The sequence below is a fragment of the Marmoricola sp. URHA0025 HA25 genome, from assembly GCF_054059435.1.
In genome coordinates, this window is record NZ_JBSSCD010000001.1 from 4,205,423 (window position 1) to 4,225,149 (window position 19,727).

20 protein-coding genes are annotated in these 19,727 nt (G+C 72.4%); 12 read left to right on the forward strand and 8 right to left on the reverse strand.

Going from position 1 to position 19,727, the window contains the following annotated elements:
• Positions 1-21: 21 nt before the first annotated feature.
• A complete protein-coding gene (locus ACVW00_RS20650; RefSeq protein ID WP_457112775.1) occupies positions 22-630 on the forward strand; it encodes a histidine phosphatase family protein in 609 nt (202 codons plus the stop codon).
• Here the strand turns inward: ACVW00_RS20650 and ACVW00_RS20655 are convergent.
• The 5 genes from ACVW00_RS20655 to ACVW00_RS20675 are packed head-to-tail and all read right to left on the reverse strand — an operon-like array spanning position 602 to position 4,536.
• The gene (locus ACVW00_RS20655) at positions 602-1,630 is read right to left on the reverse strand and encodes a glycosyltransferase family 2 protein (RefSeq protein WP_457112776.1); all 1,029 of its coding nucleotides are present in this window, start codon (positions 1,628-1,630) and stop codon (positions 602-604) included. The two genes, ACVW00_RS20650 and ACVW00_RS20655, sit on opposite strands and share 29 nt — an antisense overlap.
• A complete protein-coding gene (locus tag ACVW00_RS20660; protein WP_457112777.1) occupies positions 1,627-1,992 on the reverse strand; it encodes a WxcM-like domain-containing protein in 366 nt (121 codons plus the stop codon). The genes ACVW00_RS20655 and ACVW00_RS20660 overlap by 4 nt, the downstream gene beginning before the upstream one ends.
• Positions 1,989-3,062 (reverse strand): DegT/DnrJ/EryC1/StrS family aminotransferase, encoded by a 1,074-nt coding sequence (locus ACVW00_RS20665; RefSeq protein WP_457112778.1) that lies wholly within the window; start codon positions 3,060-3,062, stop codon positions 1,989-1,991. Before ACVW00_RS20665 ends, ACVW00_RS20660 begins: the two co-directional genes overlap by 4 nt.
• Positions 3,059-3,916: a 3-keto-5-aminohexanoate cleavage protein gene (locus tag ACVW00_RS20670; protein WP_457112779.1), complete on the reverse strand. Its 858-nt coding sequence runs from the start codon at positions 3,914-3,916 to the stop codon at positions 3,059-3,061. Before ACVW00_RS20670 ends, ACVW00_RS20665 begins: the two co-directional genes overlap by 4 nt.
• Positions 3,901-4,536, reverse strand: coding sequence for a hypothetical protein (locus ACVW00_RS20675; protein ID WP_457112780.1), 636 nt, complete (start codon positions 4,534-4,536; stop codon positions 3,901-3,903). The genes ACVW00_RS20670 and ACVW00_RS20675 overlap by 16 nt, the downstream gene beginning before the upstream one ends.
• A gap of 103 nt (positions 4,537-4,639) precedes the next feature.
• Here ACVW00_RS20675 and trxA (ACVW00_RS20680) point away from each other — a divergent pair, with 103 nt between their 5' ends.
• Positions 4,640-4,996: a thioredoxin gene (gene trxA, locus ACVW00_RS20680; protein ID WP_457112781.1), complete on the forward strand. Its 357-nt coding sequence runs from the start codon at positions 4,640-4,642 to the stop codon at positions 4,994-4,996.
• A 3-nt stretch (positions 4,997-4,999) separates the two neighbouring features.
• On the opposite strand, the gene ACVW00_RS20685 is transcribed toward trxA (ACVW00_RS20680), so the two are convergent.
• Positions 5,000-6,421 (reverse strand): CCA tRNA nucleotidyltransferase, encoded by a 1,422-nt coding sequence (locus ACVW00_RS20685; protein WP_457113151.1) that lies wholly within the window; start codon positions 6,419-6,421, stop codon positions 5,000-5,002.
• Between the two features lie 99 nt (positions 6,422-6,520).
• Between ACVW00_RS20685 and ACVW00_RS20690 the strand changes: the two genes are divergently transcribed.
• The 9 genes from ACVW00_RS20690 to ACVW00_RS20730 all read left to right on the forward strand — a co-directional run bounded on the left by ACVW00_RS20690 (position 6,521) and on the right by ACVW00_RS20730 (position 16,828).
• Positions 6,521-8,611, forward strand: coding sequence for a DUF6049 family protein (locus ACVW00_RS20690; protein ID WP_457112782.1), 2,091 nt, complete (start codon positions 6,521-6,523; stop codon positions 8,609-8,611).
• On the forward strand, positions 8,608-10,344 hold the full coding sequence (gene murJ / locus ACVW00_RS20695) for a murein biosynthesis integral membrane protein MurJ (RefSeq protein WP_457112783.1): 1,737 nt from the start codon (positions 8,608-8,610) through the stop codon (positions 10,342-10,344). Before ACVW00_RS20690 ends, murJ begins: the two co-directional genes overlap by 4 nt.
• 65 nt (positions 10,345-10,409) lie before the next feature.
• Positions 10,410-12,269: a hypothetical protein gene (locus tag ACVW00_RS20700; RefSeq protein WP_457112784.1), complete on the forward strand. Its 1,860-nt coding sequence runs from the start codon at positions 10,410-10,412 to the stop codon at positions 12,267-12,269.
• Positions 12,270-12,276: 7 nt separating this feature from the next.
• The gene (sigM, locus tag ACVW00_RS20705) at positions 12,277-12,972 is read left to right on the forward strand and encodes an RNA polymerase sigma factor SigM (protein WP_457112785.1); all 696 of its coding nucleotides are present in this window, start codon (positions 12,277-12,279) and stop codon (positions 12,970-12,972) included.
• Positions 12,969-13,793, forward strand: coding sequence for a hypothetical protein (locus ACVW00_RS20710; RefSeq protein ID WP_457112786.1), 825 nt, complete (start codon positions 12,969-12,971; stop codon positions 13,791-13,793). Before sigM ends, ACVW00_RS20710 begins: the two co-directional genes overlap by 4 nt.
• A 73-nt stretch (positions 13,794-13,866) precedes the next feature.
• On the forward strand, positions 13,867-14,847 hold the full coding sequence (gene trxB / locus ACVW00_RS20715) for a thioredoxin-disulfide reductase (protein WP_457112787.1): 981 nt from the start codon (positions 13,867-13,869) through the stop codon (positions 14,845-14,847).
• Positions 14,844-14,990 carry a hypothetical protein gene (locus ACVW00_RS20720; protein ID WP_457112788.1) on the forward strand — a complete coding sequence of 49 codons (147 nt, stop codon included), beginning with the start codon at positions 14,844-14,846 and terminating at the stop codon, positions 14,988-14,990. The genes trxB and ACVW00_RS20720 overlap by 4 nt, the downstream gene beginning before the upstream one ends.
• A gap of 171 nt (positions 14,991-15,161) precedes the next feature.
• The gene (gene trxA / locus ACVW00_RS20725) at positions 15,162-15,491 is read left to right on the forward strand and encodes a thioredoxin (RefSeq protein ID WP_457112789.1); all 330 of its coding nucleotides are present in this window, start codon (positions 15,162-15,164) and stop codon (positions 15,489-15,491) included.
• Positions 15,492-15,667: 176 nt separating this feature from the next.
• On the forward strand, positions 15,668-16,828 hold the full coding sequence (locus ACVW00_RS20730) for an N-acetylmuramoyl-L-alanine amidase (protein WP_457112790.1): 1,161 nt from the start codon (positions 15,668-15,670) through the stop codon (positions 16,826-16,828).
• Here ACVW00_RS20730 and ACVW00_RS20735 read toward each other — a convergent pair.
• Both ACVW00_RS20735 and ACVW00_RS20740 read right to left on the reverse strand, forming a co-directional pair.
• Positions 16,791-17,498, reverse strand: a complete 708-nt coding sequence (locus ACVW00_RS20735; RefSeq protein WP_457112791.1) for a GNAT family N-acetyltransferase — start codon at positions 17,496-17,498, stop codon at positions 16,791-16,793. The two genes, ACVW00_RS20730 and ACVW00_RS20735, sit on opposite strands and share 38 nt — an antisense overlap.
• A gap of 31 nt (positions 17,499-17,529) precedes the next feature.
• Positions 17,530-18,747, reverse strand: coding sequence for a pyridoxal phosphate-dependent aminotransferase (locus ACVW00_RS20740; protein ID WP_457112792.1), 1,218 nt, complete (start codon positions 18,745-18,747; stop codon positions 17,530-17,532).
• Positions 18,748-18,863: 116 nt separating this feature from the next.
• Between ACVW00_RS20740 and ACVW00_RS20745 the strand changes: the two genes are divergently transcribed.
• Positions 18,864-19,649, forward strand: a complete 786-nt coding sequence (locus ACVW00_RS20745; RefSeq protein WP_457112793.1) for a lysophospholipid acyltransferase family protein — start codon at positions 18,864-18,866, stop codon at positions 19,647-19,649.
• Positions 19,650-19,727 lie beyond the last annotated feature (78 nt).

Below are 19,727 nucleotides of genomic sequence, written 5' to 3' on the forward strand. Positions count from 1 at the left end.
AGTCTGCCTACGATGCCGGGCGTGAGCTCGTTGATGTGCCCCGCGACCCTGGTGGTGGCCAGGCACGCAGACGCGGAGTACGTCGACGCCGTGTTCTCCGACGAGGGCGGCACGTTGACCGCCGACGGGCGCGCCCAGGCGGCGCGGCTCGCCGAGGCGCTCCAGGCTAGGCGGATCGCCCACGTCTGGTCCTCCGACTCCGCCCGTGCCGTGCAGACCGCCGAGATCGTGGCCGGCCGCCTCGGCGTCGGAGTGACCAACCGCAAGACGCTGCGGGAGATCGACGTCGGCGACCTCGACGGTCAGCCGTTCTCGGTGGCCGCGATGTGCGAGGTCACCGACCGCTGGTTCGAAGGCGACCTCGAGGCGAGGTTCGCCGGCGGCGAGAGCGGTGCCGAGGTGGTGGCCCGGTACGCCGGCACGCTGGCCGAGATCGCCGACGTGCACCGCGGTGAGACCGTCGTCGTGGTCGTCCACGAGATCGCCGCCTGCATCGCCCTGCCGAGCGTCGCGCGCAACGTCACGCCGAGCTTCGCCGACCGCCATCGCCTCGACAACGGCGAGTCGGCCGAGCTGGTGGTCGACGGCGAGGACTGGGCCCTCACCCGCTGGGGGGACGTCCGCGCGTGAGGGCACGGCCCGCCGCACGCAACGGCGCGGTGAGCCGCCACGAGCGGGACGAACGCAGGCGAGTCAGCTCGGCGCGCAGCCGCCTGCGCCGCCGCACGAGACGGCGGACCCGGCCACGGAGCCGGGTCACCTCGGCGTCGAGGTCCTCGGCGATCGCGGTGCGATGGGCGACCTCGATGTTCAGGTCGTGCACGTGTGCCGCCTGCGCCGAGACCCTGGGCCGGAGCTCGGCGAGCTCGGCGAGTGCCGCGCGATGCAGCAGCCCGTCGATGACCTCCTGGGCACCCGGTACGACGACGAGGTCGTGCCAGCGCTGGAGCTCGGCACGTCGCTCCTCGTCGGTCCAGGCGTCGCGGCCGTCACCGCTCGTGGGCAGCTGCAGGGCGGTCATCCGTCGCGACGTCGCGCCCCGGAAGCCCGGGTGCCGCATCATCTTGCGGAACTGGTGGTGGTCGGGCCACTGGCCGGCCGGGGTCGTCTCCCAGTGCTCCGCGGCCTCGAGGTAGAAGCTCCTGAGATGGGCGGTGCCGGTGATGCTGACCGAGTTGAACCCCAGCCTCTCGTCGAGGATCGGCTCGACCGACGCCGGGTCGGCGAGGTCGGCGGCGTACGTGCCCAGACTGCCGTCGGGGCGGACGTAGCCGTTCAGGCTCTGCACCAGGTTCGCACCCTGCAACAGGTCGAGGAGGTCGGCCACGTGGTCGGGGAGGAGCAGGTCGTCGTCACACAGGTAGAAGATCGCGTCGGACCGTGCCGACACCACGGCGTCGTGCCGGTAGCGCTCGCCGTGGTGGGGACCCTTCGGGAAGTCCAGGAACCGGACCCGCGGGTCCGTGCGCACGAGCGCGTCGACCACCTCGCGCACCTCGTCGGTGACACCGTCGCCGAGCAGCAGCACCTCGAGGTCGGCGATCGACTGGCGCAGGACGGTGTCGACCGTGAGGGGCAACGTCGTCGGCTTGTTGTGGCACGGGATGACCACCGATGCGCGCACGCTCACGGTCGCTCCGCCGGATCCTGCTCGTAGGGTTCCTCGGCGAGCACCAGGATGACGCTGTGCTCGTCCGCGAGCCGGTAGCGCACGTGGTCGCCGGGGCTCAGGTGGAGCCGCTGGCCGCGTCGCTCGAGCCGTGCCTCCACCTCCTCGCCCGTGGCCTTCAGGGTGGTCCGGAAGCACGCGGACCCCGACAGCAGCACGACCGCCTCGGCACAGGGAACGGTGTGGTCGCCGCGGTCGACGCCACCCTCGACGCCGGTGACCACGAAGACACGCCGGACCGGGAACCCCAGGTCGGCGAGCTCCACGGCGAGGAGGCTGCCGCGCGCGTCGTCGAAGAGCTCCGCGTCGTCCCCGGCTCTCATCGGACCAGCTCGTCGAGCGCCGCGCAGACGGTGTCGACCTCCACGTCGGTCAGCTCCGGGAAGCACGGCAGGCTGAGGATCCGGTCGCGCCGGGCCTGCGCGCCAGGTGTCGCGGCAGGGGCGACGTGCAGGCCGGGCATCTCGGTGACGAGCCACGGATAGTGCACGGCGCTGTCGACTCCTCGCTCCGCGAGACCCCGAGCGAGGCCGTCGCGGTCGTCGGCGAGCACGACGGCGTGGTGGGCGACGGTCGCGGCCGGGTCGCCGAGCAGCTCGACGCGCTCGGCGTACCGGGCGGCGATCGAGCGCCGCCGGGCGTTGCGCTCGTCGAGGAAGGGAAGCCGCGCCGACAGCACTGCGGCCTGGATCGGGTCGAGCCTCGAGTTGCGGCCGCGGGGGTGCTCGACCCGGAAGCGCTCGCCCCAGCCGTACTGGCGCAGCGCCCGGGCGTGGTCGGCCACCGCCGGGTCGGCGAACCAGGCCGCGCCGCCGTCTCCGACGGCTCCGAGGTTCTTGGTCGGGTAGAAGCTGAAGGTCGCGGCGTCGCCGGTCCCACCGACGTGCCGCCCGTCGACGCGCAGGCCGTGGGCCTGCGCACAGTCCTCGATCAGGCGCAGCCCGTGGGCCCGGCGCCAGCGGTCCAGCTCGCTCATCGGTACGGCGTTGCCGTGCAGGTGGGTCACCACGAGCGCGGCCACGTCGGGGGTGCGCCCCGCCTCCGCGGTCTCGACGGTGGGTCCCTGCGCACCCGCGTCGATCGGGACCGGCACCAGTCCGGCGATCCGGGCAGCCGTCGCGGCGTACCCGCCCTCGTCGGCGGCGACCAGCACGCCGGCTCCCTGCGGCAGCTCGAGGGCCGTCATCGCCACGACCAGCGCGTCGGTGCCGTTGCCGACCCCGACCACCGAGTCGGCCGCGGCGCCGAGGTAGGCCGCGAATTCGGACTCGAACCGGGCGACCCGGTCGCCGAGCACCCACTGCGTGCCGGCGATGACCTCCGCGGCGGCCCGCTGCACGGCCGCCGCCTCCTGCGGCTGCATCCTGGTCGGCGCGGCCACCGGCACCCTCACGTGGGGCCGCTCAGGTGCGCGCGCAGCTCGGCCGGGGTCATCATCCGCCGGTCGTGCACCTCGAGCAGGCGATGCACGCGCTCGACCAGGGACTCGTTCGTGGCCAGGGTCGTGCGTGCCCGGTCGTACCAGATGCCGTCCTCCAGACCGACCCGGACGCCGCCCCCGACGGCCACCGCGAGCGACTGTGCCGTGAGCTGGAAGTCCCCGAGGCCGGCGCCGGCCCACAGGAGGCCGTCGGGCAGCCGCTCGACCGCGAGGCCGACCTCGGCAGCGTTGGCCTGCATCCCGGCGATGTTGCCGAAGAACAGGTTCGCGACGGCCGTGGAGGGCACCAGGCCCTCCTTGCGCAGCACGTGCGCCACGTTGACCATGCCGAGGTCGAAGATCTCCAGCTCGGGGACGATGTCCCGGTCGCGCATGATCGTGGCCAGGCCGCGCACCATGTCCGGGGCGTTCACCGAGGCCGACCCGAGGAAGTTCAGGCTCGAGAGCGTGAGCGATGCCAGGTCGGGCTTGAGGTCGCCGTCCAGCGCGAGGCAGTCGGCGCGCTTCTCCAGCTCCGACCACGTGCGGCCACTCGTACTGACGTTGATCAGGACGTCCGGCACGCGGTCGCGGACCGCGCCCACGATCCGCGCGTAGACCTCGCGGTCCCAGGTGGGCGCGCCGTCGGCGTCACGCGCATGCAGGTGCACCGAGGTGATGCCCAGCGCTGCGGCAGCGGCCACGTCACGGGCGATCTCCTCGGGGGTGAGCGGGACGTGCGGCGTCATCGCCCGGGTCGGGACCATGCCGGTCGGCGCCAGCACGATCGGCGCCGGCCGGTCGAGGGCGCTCAGCAGTGCGGGCACCGTTGCTCCTCGACCTCTCGGGTGCGCACCACCCGGGCCGGGTTGCCGACCACGACCTCGCCCGCAGCGACGTCGCGAGTGACCACTGCTCCGGCACCGACGACGGCGCCCACGCCCACGGCGACCTCCGGCAGCACGGTCGCCCCCGCTCCGACGAACGCCGTGGAGCCGACGCGCACGCCCCCGGCAAGCACCGCGCCGGGGCCGAAGGACGCGGCGAACCCGATCTCGTTGTCGTGGCCCAGCGACACTGACCGGTTGACGTTCACGTGACACCCGATCGTCGCGTGCGAGGCGATGACGGCGCCGGCGTTCACATACGTGCCGTGCCCCAGCGTCGCGGTGGACGCGACTGCGGACGTCGGATCGACCAGGACGGCAGGCTCCCCGAGGCCGGCGTCCCGTGCGGCGCGTGCGGCGGTCGGGCGGTGCTCGGCGGACGAGAGGCCCAGCACGAACGGTCCCGGCTCGGTGGACCCGGTGAGCCCGGGCAGGCGGGGGTCGGCGCCGCCCAGGTTGTCCATGCAGACCGGCTCGTCGCCGTTGCGGCGTACCGACTCCACGACGTCCCACGCGTACGGCGAGCCCACGGCGAAGACGATGAGCCGGCGGGGGGACATGCCGTCACCCTAGGACACCGTGAGGGGGCGGAATACTCGCCTCCCGCGCACCGTTTTGCCAGGGACGCGCTGAGCGCGTCGACCTCACCGGGAAGGAACGACCATGTCCACGATCGCGATCGGCGCGGAGAACTTCGAGGAGACCGTCACCGGGCACGACATCGTGCTGGTGGACTTCTGGGCTGCCTGGTGCGGGCCCTGCCGGCAGTTCGGCCCGGTCTTCGAGCAGGCCTCCGAGCAGCACCCCGACATCGTCTTCGCCAAGGTCGACACCGAGGCCGAGCAGTCGCTGGCGGCCGCCGCGCAGATCACCTCGATCCCCACCCTGATGGCGTTCAAGGAGGGCAACCTGGTGTTCTCCCAGCCCGGCGCTCTCCCCGCACCGATGCTCGAGCAGCTGATCCACGGGGTCCGCGAGCTCGACCTCGACGCGGTCGCCGAGGACCACCAGCACGAGTAGCGCTCAGCCCTTCTCGGCCGCCCAGCGCAGCAGCGCGTCGCGCGCCTGCTCGTAGGTCATCGGACCTTCGTCAAGGCGCAGCTCCAGCAGGAACCGGTACGCCGCGCCGACCTGCGGGCCCGCCGGGAGCCCGAGGATCTCCATGATCTGGTTGCCGTCGAGGTCCGGCCGGATCGAGGCGAGCTCCTCCTCCTCCGAGAGCCGGCCGATCCGCCCCTCGAGCTCGTCGTAGCTGCGCCGCAGCCGCTCGGCCTTGCGCTGGTTGCGGGTGGTGCAGTCGGCCCGCGTCAGGACGTGCAGCCACGGCAGCAGCTCACCGGCGTCGCGGACGTAGCGCCGCACCGCCGAGTCGGTCCACTGGCCCTCGCCGTACCCGTGGAACCGCAGGTGCAGCTCGACGAGCCGGGTGACCGCCGCGATCTCGTCGCTGGAGAACCGCAGCGCCTGCATCCGTCGCTTGGCCAGCTTCGCGCCCACCACGTCGTGGTGGTGGAAGGTCACCGTGCCGTCGGGCTGGAACCTCCGTGTGCCGGGCTTGCCGACGTCGTGCATGAGCGCGGCGAACCGGGCCGTGAAGTCGGGGCCGCCGCCGGGCAGCCGCCCCTCCAGGTCGATGGTCTGCTCGAGCACGGTCAGGGTGTGCTCGTAGACGTCCTTGTGCCGGTGGTGCTCGTCGCGCTCGAGCGCGAGGGCGGGCAGCTCCGGCAGCACCTGCGCGGCCAGCCCGGTCTCCACCAGGAGGGTCAGTCCGGCGCGGGGCCGCGGGGAGCAGACCAGCTTGACCAGCTCGTCGCGGACGCGCTCGGCCGAGACGATCGTGATCCGCTCGGCCATGTCGGTCATCGCCTGCCGCACCTCGGGTGCGACCGTGAACCCCAGCTGGGAGGCGAACCTCGCGGCCCGCATCATCCGCAACGGGTCGTCGTCGAAGGAGTCCTCGGGACGACCCGGCGTCCGGAGCACTCCGTGCGCGAGGTCGACGATCCCGCCGTACGGGTCCTCGAAGGTGCGTCCGGGCAGCGACACCGCCATCGCGTTGACGGTGAAGTCACGCCGGCCCAGGTCGCCGGCGAGCGAGTCGCCGTAGTCGACGGTCGGCTTGCGGCTCGACCGGTCGTACTTCTCCGAGCGGTACGTCGTGATCTCGATCTGGTACTCGCCGCGGCGGCAGCCGATCGTGCCGAACTCCCGACCGATGTCCCACACGGCGTCGGCCCAGCCCTTCAACAGGCGCTCGGTCACGTCGGGACGCGCCGAGGTGGTGAAGTCGAGGTCGTTGTGCAGCCGGCCCAGCATGGCGTCGCGCACCGGCCCACCGACCAGCGCGATCTCCTCACCCGCTTCGGCGAACCGCGCGCCGAGGTCGTCGACGACCGGCGCGATCCGCAGCAGCTCCTGGACTGCGCGGGTCTGCGCCTGCGACATGTTCAAGGGCTCGGCAGCCGGCTCTTCGGGCACGAGAGGTCACTCTATCGGCGGCCCGGCCGCCGAGTCGGGCCCGGTTGCCGCCGTTAGCATCGCCGTGTGAGTCTCCCCCGCACCATGGCCGCAGCCCTGGCTGCGCTCATGGTGGCCTCCGTGCTGCCGTTGCTGCAGCCCGGGGAGGCCGCAGCCGCCGGCCAGGTGGCCGCGACTCCGCTCACCGTGGAGCTGACCGAGCTGACGCCCTCGACGATCCCCGCGAAGGGCCGCATCGTGCTGGCCGGCACCGTCCGCAACGACTCCGACGAGATCTGGTCGGCGATCAACGTCCACCCGTTCGTCAGCGGCCAGCCGATGACCGAGCGCGAGCAGCTGACCTCTGCCGCCTCGTCCGATCCGGGCGTCGAGGTCGGTGACCGGCTCATCGGTCCCGGCCAGTTCGACCCCATCGGCGACCTGGTGCCCGGCCAGGGCATGCCGTTCCGGATCTCGCTGAAGGTCAAGGACCTCCACCTGTCGGCGCCCGGCGTGTACTGGATCGGCGTGCACGCCCTCGGCGACCACGCGGCCGGCCGCGAGGTGGGAGGCCGGGCGCGCACCTTCATCCCGCTCGTCGCGCCGGACGCCACCACGTCGGTGTCGCTGGTGTTCCCGCTCCGCGAGCGGGTACGCCGTGACCGGGTCGGCCGCCTGCTCGACACCACCGCCTGGTCGACGACGCTCGGTGACGACGGCCGGCTCGAGCGGATCGCGGCACTGCTGAGCTCGGCCGGCGGCGTACCGGCCACGATGCTGGTGGATCCCGCCGTGATCGACGCAGTCGGCTCCGTCGCGGCGGACAATCCCGAGCTCTCGCTGGGCGAGGCGGCCGCCGGGCAGCCCACCTCGTCACCGAGCGACGGTGGGAGTCCGACGGCCGACCCGAGCCGCTCGTTCGACCGGCTCGGGCCGAGCGACCGGGCCAACGCGGCGCGCTGGCTCGCCCAGGTCAAGCAGGCCTCGAGCCTCCAGACGGTCCTCGGCCTCGGGTACGCCGATCCCGACATCGCCTCGCTCGCCCGACGCCGACCGCCGCTGCTCAACGTGGCCGCGAAAGAGTCGGCGGCAGCGTTCAAGCGGCTCGGCGTCGACGCCCTGCCGACGGTCGCGCCGGCGAGCGGCTGGCTCGACGACGCCGCGCTGGGCTCCATCCCCGCCGACACCATGGTCCTGGTCTCCGACCACGCGGCGCCCCGCACCCGCACGCAGTGGCGCACGCCGGAGCAGCAGGACCTCGTCTTCACCGACGCGCAGGCGGCGGCCGGCGGGCCCGGACCGACTCCGGCCCTCGACGCGCTGGAGGTGCGCCAGCGGATCGTCTCCGACGCCGCCCTGCGGCGGCAGCCGGGGTCGACCGGCCCGATGGTCGTCGAGCTCCCCGACGACTGGGACCCCGGCGCCAACTGGCAGGCGGCCGACTTCTTCGGCGGCCTCGACCTCCCGTGGCTCGACCTGGTCCAGCTGGGCCGCGCACCCGTGGAGAGCACCCCGACCTTCGACGCCGCACTGGGCTACCCGGCGGCCGAGCGGCGCGCCGAGGTCGGTCTCGTCAACGTCTCCGCGGCCCGCCTGCTCGTCTCGACCGCGAGCGTCGCCGGACAGCTGCTCCGCAGCACCAACGACGTGCAGCGCGAGCTGACCGGGATCGCGCTCAGCGCGGTCAGCTACCACGCCCGCCGCGACCAGACGGCGGCGCGGGAGGGCGCGCTCGCGGCGAACCAGACGATGCGCGACCGCCTGGACAAGGTGTCGGTGGTCGGCACCGACTTCGTCACCCTCTCGGGAGGCTCGGGCACGCTGACGGTCACGCTGGTCAACCAGCTCGACCAGCCGATCACCGTCGGCATCCGGCCGACGGAGACGAGCCCGGACGTGCACATCCAGACCCCGAAGCCGCTCGACATGGCACCCGGACAGCGCACGGTGCTGCGGCTGAAGGCGCGGGCGTCGTCGATCGGCGTCCACGAGGTCACCCTCACGCCCGTGACCGCCGAGGGCGCCGCGCTCGGGACGCCGCTGACCTTCAACCTGCGGACCAGCCAGGTCGGCAAGCTGATCTGGGGTGTGCTCCTCGGTGCCGGCGGGCTGCTCGTCGTGATGATCCTGCGCCGGATCCGGCGCGGCCTGCGCGAGCACCGCTGGCGCGGCCAGTGAGCACGCCGGCACAGCCGTCGGTGCTCGGGTCCAGCGCGGTGATGGCGGCCGGCACCGTCGTGTCCCGGCTGAGTGGCTTCCTGCGCACCACGCTGCTGGCGGCGGCGCTCGGGACGGCGCTGCACGCCGACGTGTTCAACATCGCCAACACGATCCCGAACATGCTCTACATCCTGCTGGCCGGTGGCGTGTTCAACGCCGTCCTGGTGCCGCAGCTGGTCCGGGCGATGAAGAACGACGCCGACGGCGGTACGGCGTACACGAACCGGGTGATCACCCTCGCCGCGACCTTCCTGCTCCTGGTGACGGTGGTGCTGGTGGTCGCCGCGCCGATGGTGATGCGGATCCTCCTGGACCCGCAGTACTTCACCACCGAGTTCGCCGCCCAGCGCGAGTCGATCATCGACCTGGCCCGCTACTGCCTGCCCCAGGTGTTCTTCTACGGCATGTTCGTGCTGGTCGGCCAGGTGCTGAACGCGCGCGGCAGCTTCGGCCCGATGATGTGGGCGCCGATCGCCAACAACGCGATCGCGGTACTCGTGCTGGTCACCTACCTGCTGACCGTCGGCCCGGCCCACGGCACCGAGCGGTTCGGCGGCTACGGTCCCGGTGCCGAGGCACTGCTCGGCCTCGGCTCGACCCTCGGGATCGTCGCGCAGTTCCTGATCCTGGTCCCCTACCTCAAGCGCGCCGGATTCAGCTTCCGGCCGCGGTTCGACTTCCGCGGCACCGGGCTGGGGCACACCTTCCGGCTCGGGGTCTGGACGGTGCTGTTCGTGGTGGTCAACCAGATCGCCTACACCGTGGTGGTCCGGATCGCCTCGCACGGCACGATCGCGGGCGCCGGGCCCTCCGGCTCGTCTGCGAACGGCACCGGCTACACGGTCTACTCCTACGCGTTCCAGCTCGCGATGGTGCCGCACGCGATCATCACCGTCTCGCTGGCGACCGCGGTGCTGCCGCGGCTGTCCGCTCTCGCCGCGGACCATGACCTGCGCGGGCTCGGGGAGGCGGTGTCCTCGACCCTGCGCTCGACGTACGCGCTCGTGCTGCCCGCGGTCGCGCTCCTGCCGGTGGTAGCCCCCGACCTCGCGAGCGTCGTGTGGGGCTACGGGTCCTCCAGCGCCACCTACACCCGGTACGTCGGACCGCTGTCCCTGTTCGCGATCGGCCTGCTCTTCTTCACCACCCACTACCTGATGCTGCGCGGCTTCTACGCCCTCGAGCAGACGCGGAGGGTCTTCTTCATCCAGTGCGTCGTCTCGTCGGTGAACATCGTCGCCGCGGTCGTCCTGACCCGCAGCATCGATCCGGCCCAGACCGCCTCCAGGCTCGTCATCGCCTACGCGCTGGCCTACGCAGCCGGTGCCGCCCTCTCCTTCCGGCAGCTCTCCGTGCAGATCGGCGGCCTCTCCGGCGCCCGGCTGCTGCGCTTCGGGGTCCGGATCTGCCTGGTCGTCGGAGCCTCGGCGCTGGTCGCGCTGCTCGCCCGCCACGGCATCCACGGCGCTCTCGACGGTCACGACAAGGTCACCGCGCTCATCCACGTCGTGGTCGTCGGTGCCGCCGGCGGGCTCACCTACCTCGTGCTGGCGCGCATGGTGCGGCTCGACGAGGTGAGTGAGGTCACCCGGATGCTCGTCCGGCGGGCGGGCCGGAGCGGCGGTGGTCGTCCGGGGCGCGGTGGCAAGCGCCGCGCGACGCGCGGTGGGAAGCGCCGGGCCGGCCGTTAGCCCGTCCGGCGACGCAGGGCCCGCCTACGATGATCCGGAGCCCAGACGTCCCAACGAGGAGGAACGTGCCCCCCAGCTCGATCAGCCCCGGCACCATGCTCGACGGGCGCTACCGGCTCGAGGACCTGCTCTCCGAGCACGACGGTGCCCGGTTCTGGCGTGCCACCGACACCGTGCTGGCCCGCAGCGTCGCGGTGCACGCGCTGCCGAGCAGCGACCCGCGCGCACCCGGCGTCCTGGACGCCGCGAGGCGGTCGGTGAAGGTGATCGATCCGCACTTCCTGCGGGTGCTCGACTGCGACGACATCGACGGGCTGACCTGGGTCATCAACGAGTGGGGCGAGGGCGTCTCCCTCGACATCATGCTCGAGCGCAGCACGCTGCCGCCGACGCGCGCCGCCTGGATGACCCGTGAGGTCGCCGAGGCGATCGCCGCCGCGCACGCCCAGGGCCTGCACCACGGGCGCCTCAACCCCGAGTCGGTGCTGGTCACCGATGCCGGCTCGGTCAAGGTGATCGGGTTCGTGGTCAACGCTGCCTTCGAGGGTCCCGCGCCGGTGCACCCGGCGTACGGGCCGATCGGGCCGCGTGAAGCGGACGTCATCGACCTCGCTGGCATCCTGTACGCCGCCCTCACCGGCCGCTGGCCGGGCGTCGCCCCGTCGGCGGTGCCGAAGGCGCCGCGTGACGGCCGGCGGCCGCTGCGGCCGCGCCAGGTGCGCGCCGGCGTGCCCCGCACGCTCGACGCGATCTGCGACCGGGTGCTGCACAAGGAGGCGGCCCAGCACGCGCTCCCGATCGAGACTGCCCACGAGATCGCCGCCGCGCTCAGCGACTACGTCGGCGACCCGGCGGCCGCGGCGCCGGTCGACGTCCCGAGCATGTACGACGACCCGGCTGTCCCGGAACCGCACCCCGATCCGGAGCCTGTGCCCCAGTCCCAGCCGGAGATGCCGAGCCCCGACGCCGGTGCCGACACCTCCCCGGACGCGATGGCCGACGCCACGGCGGTGTCAAACCTCGACCCCGAGGCCACGATGGCCGCGCCGGCGCCGATCTGGACCGAGGAGCACGCCGAGCCGGAGCCCTGGCAGCCATCAGCCCCGCCCCCGCCGCTCGAGGACCTCCCCGAGCGGCCTCTCTTCGCCGACCACGAGCGCCGCGTGCCGCCCGGAGCACCACCGCCGCCGCCCGCGCGGCCCCCGACCCCGCCCTCCGCGACTCCTCCGAGCGCGCCCACCAACACCGACTCCGGCGCGCGCTACTGGCCGTTCGAGGACCCCGAGGACACCGGTGGGTTCAGCGGCAAGGAGGGTCGGTCGTGGCTCCAGCTGGCTGGCATCGTCGCCCTGTGCATCGCCGTCCTGGCCGCGATGTTCGTCGCGTTCGACATCGGCCGTGGCAAGGACGACAAGCCGACGGCCGCCGCCACCACCAACACGACCCCGGCGAGCCCGACCCTCACCGGCAGCCCCGTCCGGGTGGTCAAGGCCGGGGACTTCGACCCGGAGGGTGATCCGCCCGAGGAGAACCCGGGTCAGGTCGCGCTCGCCATCGACGGCAAGCCGGAGACCGGCTGGCGCACCCTCACCTACAAGGACGATGCCCGCCTCGGCGGCCTGAAGAGTGGCGTCGGGCTCCTCCTCGACCTCGGCTCGGAGCAGGAGGTCGGGTCGGTCCAGGTCCAGCTGGTCGGCTCGCCGACCAGCCTCGAGCTGTACGCGACCCCGCCCGGCATCGACAACCCGCCCGCCGAGCTGGCCGACACGCGCCGGCTGGCGGCCGCAACCGCCGACGGGACGACCGCGGTGCTGCGCGTCGAGCAGTCCGTGCGCACGCGCTTCCTGGTGGTCTGGCTGACCAGCCTGCCGGCCACGACCGGAGGGTTCCGCGGGGAGATCGCCGAGGTCACGGTCCGTTCGTGAGGAACCCATGACGGCCGCGCAGCACGAGCTCTCCGACACCGAGCTGATCGACGCGCACCGCGCCGGAGACCTCGACGCCTTCGGCGTGCTGTTCACCCGCCACCGCGACCGGCTCTGGGCCGTCGCCCTGCGCACGACCGGCAACCCGGAGGACGCGGCCGACGCCCTCCAGGAGGCGATGATCTCGGCGTACCGGCGGGCGGGGGACTTCCGCGGGGACGCCCTGGTCACGACATGGCTGCACCGGGTCGTGGTGAACGCCTGTCTCGACCGGCTGCGCCGCAACAAGGTCCGTGCTGCCCAGCCGCTGCCCGACGACCTCGAGGAGTACGCCGGCCGTGGCGCCGTGCTGGCCACGCCCGACGACCACGCCGCCCACGCCGACCCGGAGGCACGAGCAGTGCAGGCAGAGCGCCGCCGTGTCCTGCTGGCCGCGCTCGAGCAGCTGAGCCCGGAGCAGAAGGCAGCGGTGGTGCTGGTCGACGTCGAGGGGTACCCGGTCGAGGAGGTGGCCCGGATGCTCGACTGCCCCAGCGGCACGGTGAAGAGCCGCTGCGCGCGCGGGCGTGCGAGGCTCGCCGGCCTGCTGCGTGAGAGCGGCGTCACCGGAACCGCGGACCCCCCTGGCGCGTCCGATCCAGGACCGCAGCCGAACCCGACCATCCATCCGGAGACCGAGCCGCAAGGAGGTGCCCTCGCGTGAGCGACCACGACGGACCCGCTGCCGGCGAGCCTGCCTTCGACGACCCCGTCTTCGACGAGCTGCGTGGCCTGCTGGCCGAGGCGCGGGTGACCGAGCCGGTGCCGGGCGAGGTGGCCGCCCGCCTCGACGAGACCCTCGGCTCGCTGCGCGACCAGCGCCGTGCGGACCAGAGCCGTCCGCGCGCCTCCGTCGTCGTGCTGCGTCGCCGCGCAGGGCGTGTAATGGTCGCCGCCGCGGCAGCCGCGGTGATCGTGGCCGGCGGCTTCGGCATCGCCCACAGCGGCCACGACGGCTCGGGTGGTGGCAACGCCTCGGCTTCCAGGGCCAGCCAGGCGGACGCCGACAAGTCGGCGCCACTGGGCGCCCAGGACCTGCAGACCCCGCGAGCACCCGAGGCCGACTCTCTCGCCGCCGTGCCGCGCCTGCGAAGCCGGGAGTTCGCCGCGGACGCCGCGGCCGCGATGCGCACCCTCTCCGCCGAGGACTTCGTGGGCGACGTGCCGGCCCCCGCCGGGCCACAGCCCGCGGCGACACCGTCCGGGTCCACGGGCACGACCGGCGGCTATGTCTCCAAGGACTCGAAGGCGGTCGGGGCCCCGCCGGTGACGTCCACCCCGGTGCCGGCGGACGGCTCGATGGACCTGGCAGGGCGCGCCGCGTGCGCCGGTCCGGCGGCGCCCGACGCCGTGACGGTCCCGGCCGTGCTCGACGGCGTACCGGTCGCGCTGGTGTTCCGGCCGCCGAGCGCCGCCGGGCAGCTGGTCGAGGCCTGGTCGTGCGACGGCGCCTCGCTGCTGGCCTCGGCGACGGTGCCCCGCTGAGCGCAGCGCCGGGAATGGCGCACGCCTAGGATCTGTTCTGCCACCAGACCCTCCGAGAGCAGGCAGACACGCGATGTCAGACGACACCACCACCCGCAACGTGATCATCATCGGCTCCGGCCCCGCCGGCTACACCGCTGCGGTGTACGCCGCGCGCGCGAGCCTCGAGCCGCTGGTCTTCGAGGGCTCGGTCACCTCGGGCGGCGCGCTGATGAACACCACCGAGGTCGAGAACTTCCCCGGCTTCCGCGACGGCATCCAGGGCCCCGCCCTGATGGACGAGATGCGGGCGCAGGCCGAGCGGTTCGGTGCCGAGCTGGTGGCCGACGACGTCATCGAGGTCGACCTGACCGGCGACCTCAAGGTGGTCAAGACGCACGAAGGCACCTTCACGGCGCGCGCGGTGATCCTGTCCATGGGTTCGGGCTACCGCAAGCTCGGCCTGCCCGACGAGGACCGCCTCTCCGGCCACGGCGTGAGCTGGTGTGCCACGTGTGACGGGTTCTTCTTCCGCGAGCAGCACATCGCGGTCGTCGGCGGCGGCGACTCCGCACTCGAGGAGGCGACCTTCCTGTCACGGTTCGGCTCCAAGGTGACGATCATCCACCGTCGCGACGAGCTGCGCGCCTCGAAGATCATGCAGGACCGTGCCCTGGCCGACCCGAAGATCGAGTTCGCCTGGAACTCCGAGGTCGCCGAGATCCACGGCGAGGACAAGCTGACCGGGCTCACCCTGCGGGACACGGTCACCGGTGACACCCGCGAGCTGCCGGCCACCGGCCTGTTCATCGCGATCGGCCACGACCCCCGCTCGGAGCTGCTCACCGGACAGGTCGACCTCGACGACGAGGGCTACGTGCTCGTCGAGGACCGCAGCACCCGCACCAACCTGCCCGGCGTCTTCGCCTCCGGCGACCTGGTGGATCACACCTACCGCCAGGCGATCACCGCCGCGGGCAGCGGCTGCGCGGCTGCTCTCGACGCCGAGCGCTACCTCGCCGCCCTCGACCACGCCACCGCCACCGCCAAGTCGGCCGCCGCGCTGGTCCAGTGACCTCGCCGATACTGCGCCGATGCCGCCAGGCGATCACCGCCGCCGGCAGCGGCTGCGCGGCTGCCCTGGACGCCGAGCGCTACCTCGCCGCCCTCGACCACGCCACCGCCACCGCCAAGTCGGCCGCCGCGCTGGTCCAGTGACCTCGCCGATACTGCGCCGATGCCGCCAGGCGATCACCGCCGCCGCCAAGTCCGCCGCCGCGCTGGTCCAGTGACCCGCGACACCGGTGCCCGGGAAGATTTGTCCGACGCTGCGTGTTGAATGAGTCGTACCAGCAAGCGCACGCCCACCCGTAGACCCAAGGAGCAACCATGGCCGACCTGCAGGCCGTCACCGACGCCGACTTCGAGACCGAGGTCCTGAAGTCCCAGACGCCCGTCCTCGTCGACTTCTGGGCCGAGTGGTGCGGCCCGTGTCGCCAGGTCTCCCCGATCCTCGACGAGATCGCCGCGGAGCACCCCGACAAGCTGCGCCTGGTCAAGATGAACGTCGACGAGAACCCCGTGACCCCGGCGCAGTACCGCGTGACCGGGATCCCGACGCTCAACGTCTACCAGAACGGCGAGGTCGTCAAGCAGATCGTCGGCGCCCGGCCGAAGGCCGCGCTGCTGCGCGAGCTCGCGGACATCCTCGACGCCTGACCCGGGTCAGCCCGGCCGCTCAGCTCGAACAGGGGTGCGCCGGGAACCGATGCGGTCCGTTCCGGACCACGTCTTGGTTCCCGGCGCACCTTCTGTTTCAGTAGGCACAGCAATGGCCCACTCGGGACGGCCGTTGCGGGACCGAACGCGAGGGAGGCCTCCTGTTGGACGCAACGGTGCAGACGAGCTTTCGCCGTGGTGACTCCGGTGCGGCGGTCATCCAGATCGTCGAGCTGCTGGCGCGACAGGGGCTGATCGAGGGAGACCTCCCCCACGACTACGACGAACGCGTCGAGCTCGCGGTGCGCACGTTCCAGCAGCAACGCGGACTCCACGTCGACGGGGTCGTCGGCTCCGCGACGTACCGGCGCCTCGACGAGGCTCGCTGGTCGCTCGGCGACCGGATCCTCACCCACCTGCCCGGCAACCTCATCGCCGGCGACGACGTGTTCGCCCTCCAGCGCCGGCTCCTGGAGCTGGGCTTCAAGATCGGTCGCGTGGACGGGTACTTCGGTCCCGCCACCGAGGCCGGCCTGCGCGACTTCCAGCGCAACTTCGGCATCCCGGCCGACGGCACCTGCGGTCCGGCGACCCTGAAGGCGCTCGCCCAGCTCGCACCGATGGTGCGCGGTGGCGCACCCAACGCGATGCGCGCCCGCGAGCGGATCCGGGCCGCGGGCCCGCAGCTGGTCGGCAAGATCGTGGTGATCGACCCCGCCCGCGGCCGGCAGCTGCCCGACGAGTACGCCGAGCGAGCCGGCGAGATCGTCCACGACCTCGCCGCGCGCATCGAGGGCCGGCTCGTCGCCACGGGGGTCCAGGCCTTCCTGACCGCCTCGCGCGCCGGCCGGCACCGTTCGGCGCCCACCGGCAACGACCACTCCGAGGAGCTCGAGCGGGCCACGTTCGCCAACCGCACCGACGCCAACCTGTGCATCTCCCTCGCGGTCGACGCCTCCTCGAACCCCGACGCGTGCGGGGTGGCGACGTACTACTTCGGCACCGGCGACCCGGACACGACGTCGTCGGCGGGCGAGCGCTTCGCCGGCCTCGTCCAGCGCGAGATCGTCGCGCGTACCGACCTGGTCGACCTGCGCTGCCACGCGAAGGCGTGGGACTTCCTGCGCCGCACCCGGATGCCGGCAATCCAGCTCGAGGCCGGCTACCTGTCCAACGCCGGCGACGCCCGCCGTCTGGCCGACCCGGGCTTCCGCGACGTGCTGGCCGAGGCGGTCGTCGTCGCGGTGCAGCGCTTCTACCTGAGCCCGGACGCCGACGCACACACCGGCGTGCTGCGCGTCAGTGAGCTGCGCTCCGCGATCCGCGCGGCCGACTGATCCTGGGCAGCTGCGCCTGGGGGCGCGGGCCGGTCCCGCGCGGCACCGTGGGCGACGTCGGCCTGGGCGCGCGTCGCTTGCCCGCCACGACGCCGACCAGCCGGTCGAGCGCCGTCTCCAGCTCCTCGCGCCACGAGACCGTGGTGGCCAGGTCCATCCGCATCCGTGGGTACGCCGAATGCGGCCGATGGGTCCGGAAGCCCACCGCCAGCAGGAAGTCCACCGGCAGCACGCACTCCCCTTCGCGTGGCCTGGTCGCCCCGAACGCCTCGACGGCCCCGATGCCGCCACGCTTGATCAGGTCCTTGGCCATCCCCTGCACCAGCACACGGCCGAGCCCCTGGCCCCGGAACGCCGGGTCGACGTAGCCGGTCGCGAGCAGGATCGCGTCCGGGCTCACCGGCGCGGTCGCGAAGCCCGCGCTCCCCGGCAGGTGGACCGCCGGGGCCCACAGCAGGTGGCCGACGACCCGCTCGTCGAGCCGGACCACGCGGCCCACCGAGCCCCAGTCGCGCAGCATCCCCGAGAGCCAGGCGGCCTTCTCCTCGGCCTCGTGGCCGCGCACCTGCTGGCGGCGGACCGGGTCGAGCTCCCAGAACACGCAGGTCTCGCACGGACCGGGCAGCAGCGCGAGGTTGTCCAGCGTCAGCCGCTCGACCTGGCGTCCCATGCGTCCATCGTAGGACGGAGCGAGAGCGAGATCAGCGACGCAGCGTGCCCAGGAAGTCGGCGATCCGGTCGATCGCCTCGGTGAGGGTGTCGACGTCGGGCAGCGTCACCAGGCGGAAGTGGTCGGGCTCGAACCAGTTGAAGCCGGTGCCGTGGGTGACCAGGATCTTCTTCGCCCGCAGCAGGTCGAGCACGAACTCCTGGTCGTCGGCGATGCCGAACATCTCGGTGTCGAGCTTCGGGAAGCAGTAGAGCGCGCCCATCGGCTCGGTGCAGGTGACGCCCTCGATCTTGTTCAGCAGCCGCCACGCCGTCTTGGACTGCTCGTAGAACCGGCCGCCGGGGTGGATGTACTCGTTGATGGACTGGTAGCCGCCGAGCGCGGTCTGGATGGCGTGCTGCCCGGGGACGTTCGCGCACATGCGCATGTTCGCCAGCAGGGTCAGGCCCTCGAGGAAGTCATCAGCGAGGTGCTTGGGTCCCGAGACCATCACCCAGCCGGCCCGGTAGCCGCAGACGCGGTAGGCCTTCGACAGGCCGCTGAAGGTCAGGCAGAGCACGTCCTCACCGGCGTACTTCGCGGTGTGGTGGTGCACGGCGTCGTCGAAGAGGATCTTCTCGTAGATCTCGTCGCTGAAGATCACCAGCTCGTGACGCCGGGCGATGTCGACGAGCCCCTTGACGACGTCCTCGCTGTAGACCGCGCCGGTCGGGTTGTTCGGGTTGATGATCACCAGCGCGTGGGTGTTCTCGGTGATCTTCGACTCGATGTCCTCCAGGTCGGGGTTCCAGCCGTTCTCCTCGTCGCAGCGATAGTGGACGGCGGTGCCTCCCGACAGCGTCACCGCGCCGGTCCACAGCGGGTAGTCCGGCGCGGGCACGAGGATCTCGTTGCCGTCGTCGAGGAACGCCTGCAGGACCAGCGAGATCAGCTCGGAGACGCCGTTGCCGATGAAGACGTCGTCGACGGCGGTGTCAGTGAGGCCGTGGCTCTGGTAGTACTGCGCCACGGCGGTGCGGGCCTCGTAGATCCCCCGCGAGTCGGAGTAGCCCTCGGCCTCCGGGAGGTGGTGGATCATGTCGGCCACGATCGCCTCGGGCGCCTCGAACCCGAACGGCGCCGGGTTGCCGATGTTGAGCTTGAGGATCTTGTGGCCCTCTGCCTCGAGCCGCTGGGCCTCGACCAGGATCGGCCCCCGGACGTCGTACCGGACGTGCTGCAGCTTGCGGCTCTGGACGATGCGGCGCATGGCCACAGTCTCGCAGAGCGCGATCGCGGCGGTGCCCGGTTATTCGGCCCGCGGGACCCGGTCGAGCGCCGCCATGGCACGATCGGAGCCCCATCGAGTCCCGAGGACGGTCCCCTGTGCGCGACATCGTCTACCCCGTCGTGGTTGCGACCGCAAAGACCTGGTTCAAGCTCGGCGATGTCCGCATCGTCATGTCCGGCACCGAGAACATCCCGAGCGAGGGCGGTGCCCTGCTCGCGGTCAACCACCTGTCGTTCGTCGACTACGTGATGGCCGGATACCCCGGGGTCGTCCGCGGCCGCCTCACTCGGTTCATGGCCAAGAAGGAGGTCTTCGACCACCCGATCGGCGGGCCGGTGATGCGCTCCTTCCACCACATCGCGATCGACCGCGGCGACGCGAGGGCCGGACTCGTGGAGGCTCGGCGCTACCTGGACGCCGGCGAGCTGGTCGGGATCTTCCCGGAGGGGACGATCTCCCGCAGCTTCCTGCTCCAGCCGCTGAAGACCGGAGCGGTGCGCATCGCCGCCGATGCGGGCGTGCCGCTGATCCCGATCGTGCTCTGGGGCACCCAGCGCTTCCTCACCAAGGGCAAGCCACGTGACTTCGGCCGGCACAAGACCGTGGGGATCGAGGTCGGAGAGCCGCTGCACCCGACCACCGACGACGATCTCGACGCGGTGACGGCCGACCTCCAGGCGCGGATGGAGGCGATGCTCGACCGGCTGATCACCTCGCACCCTGCCGAGGAGCAGCCGCCGGGCTCGTGGTGGCTGCCCGCGGCGTACGGCGGGTCGGCACCGACCCCTGAGGAGGCCGCAGCGATGTACGCCGAGGAGCGCCGCCTGCGCGCCCAGCGGAAGCTGGAGAAGCGCGCCGCGAAGAGGAAGACCAGGAAGTAGCGCCGATTCGTCGATCCGCCGACATGGCGATCAGTCTATTTGTCGACTTATCGATAAATCGTTAGAGCGCCGGATCGA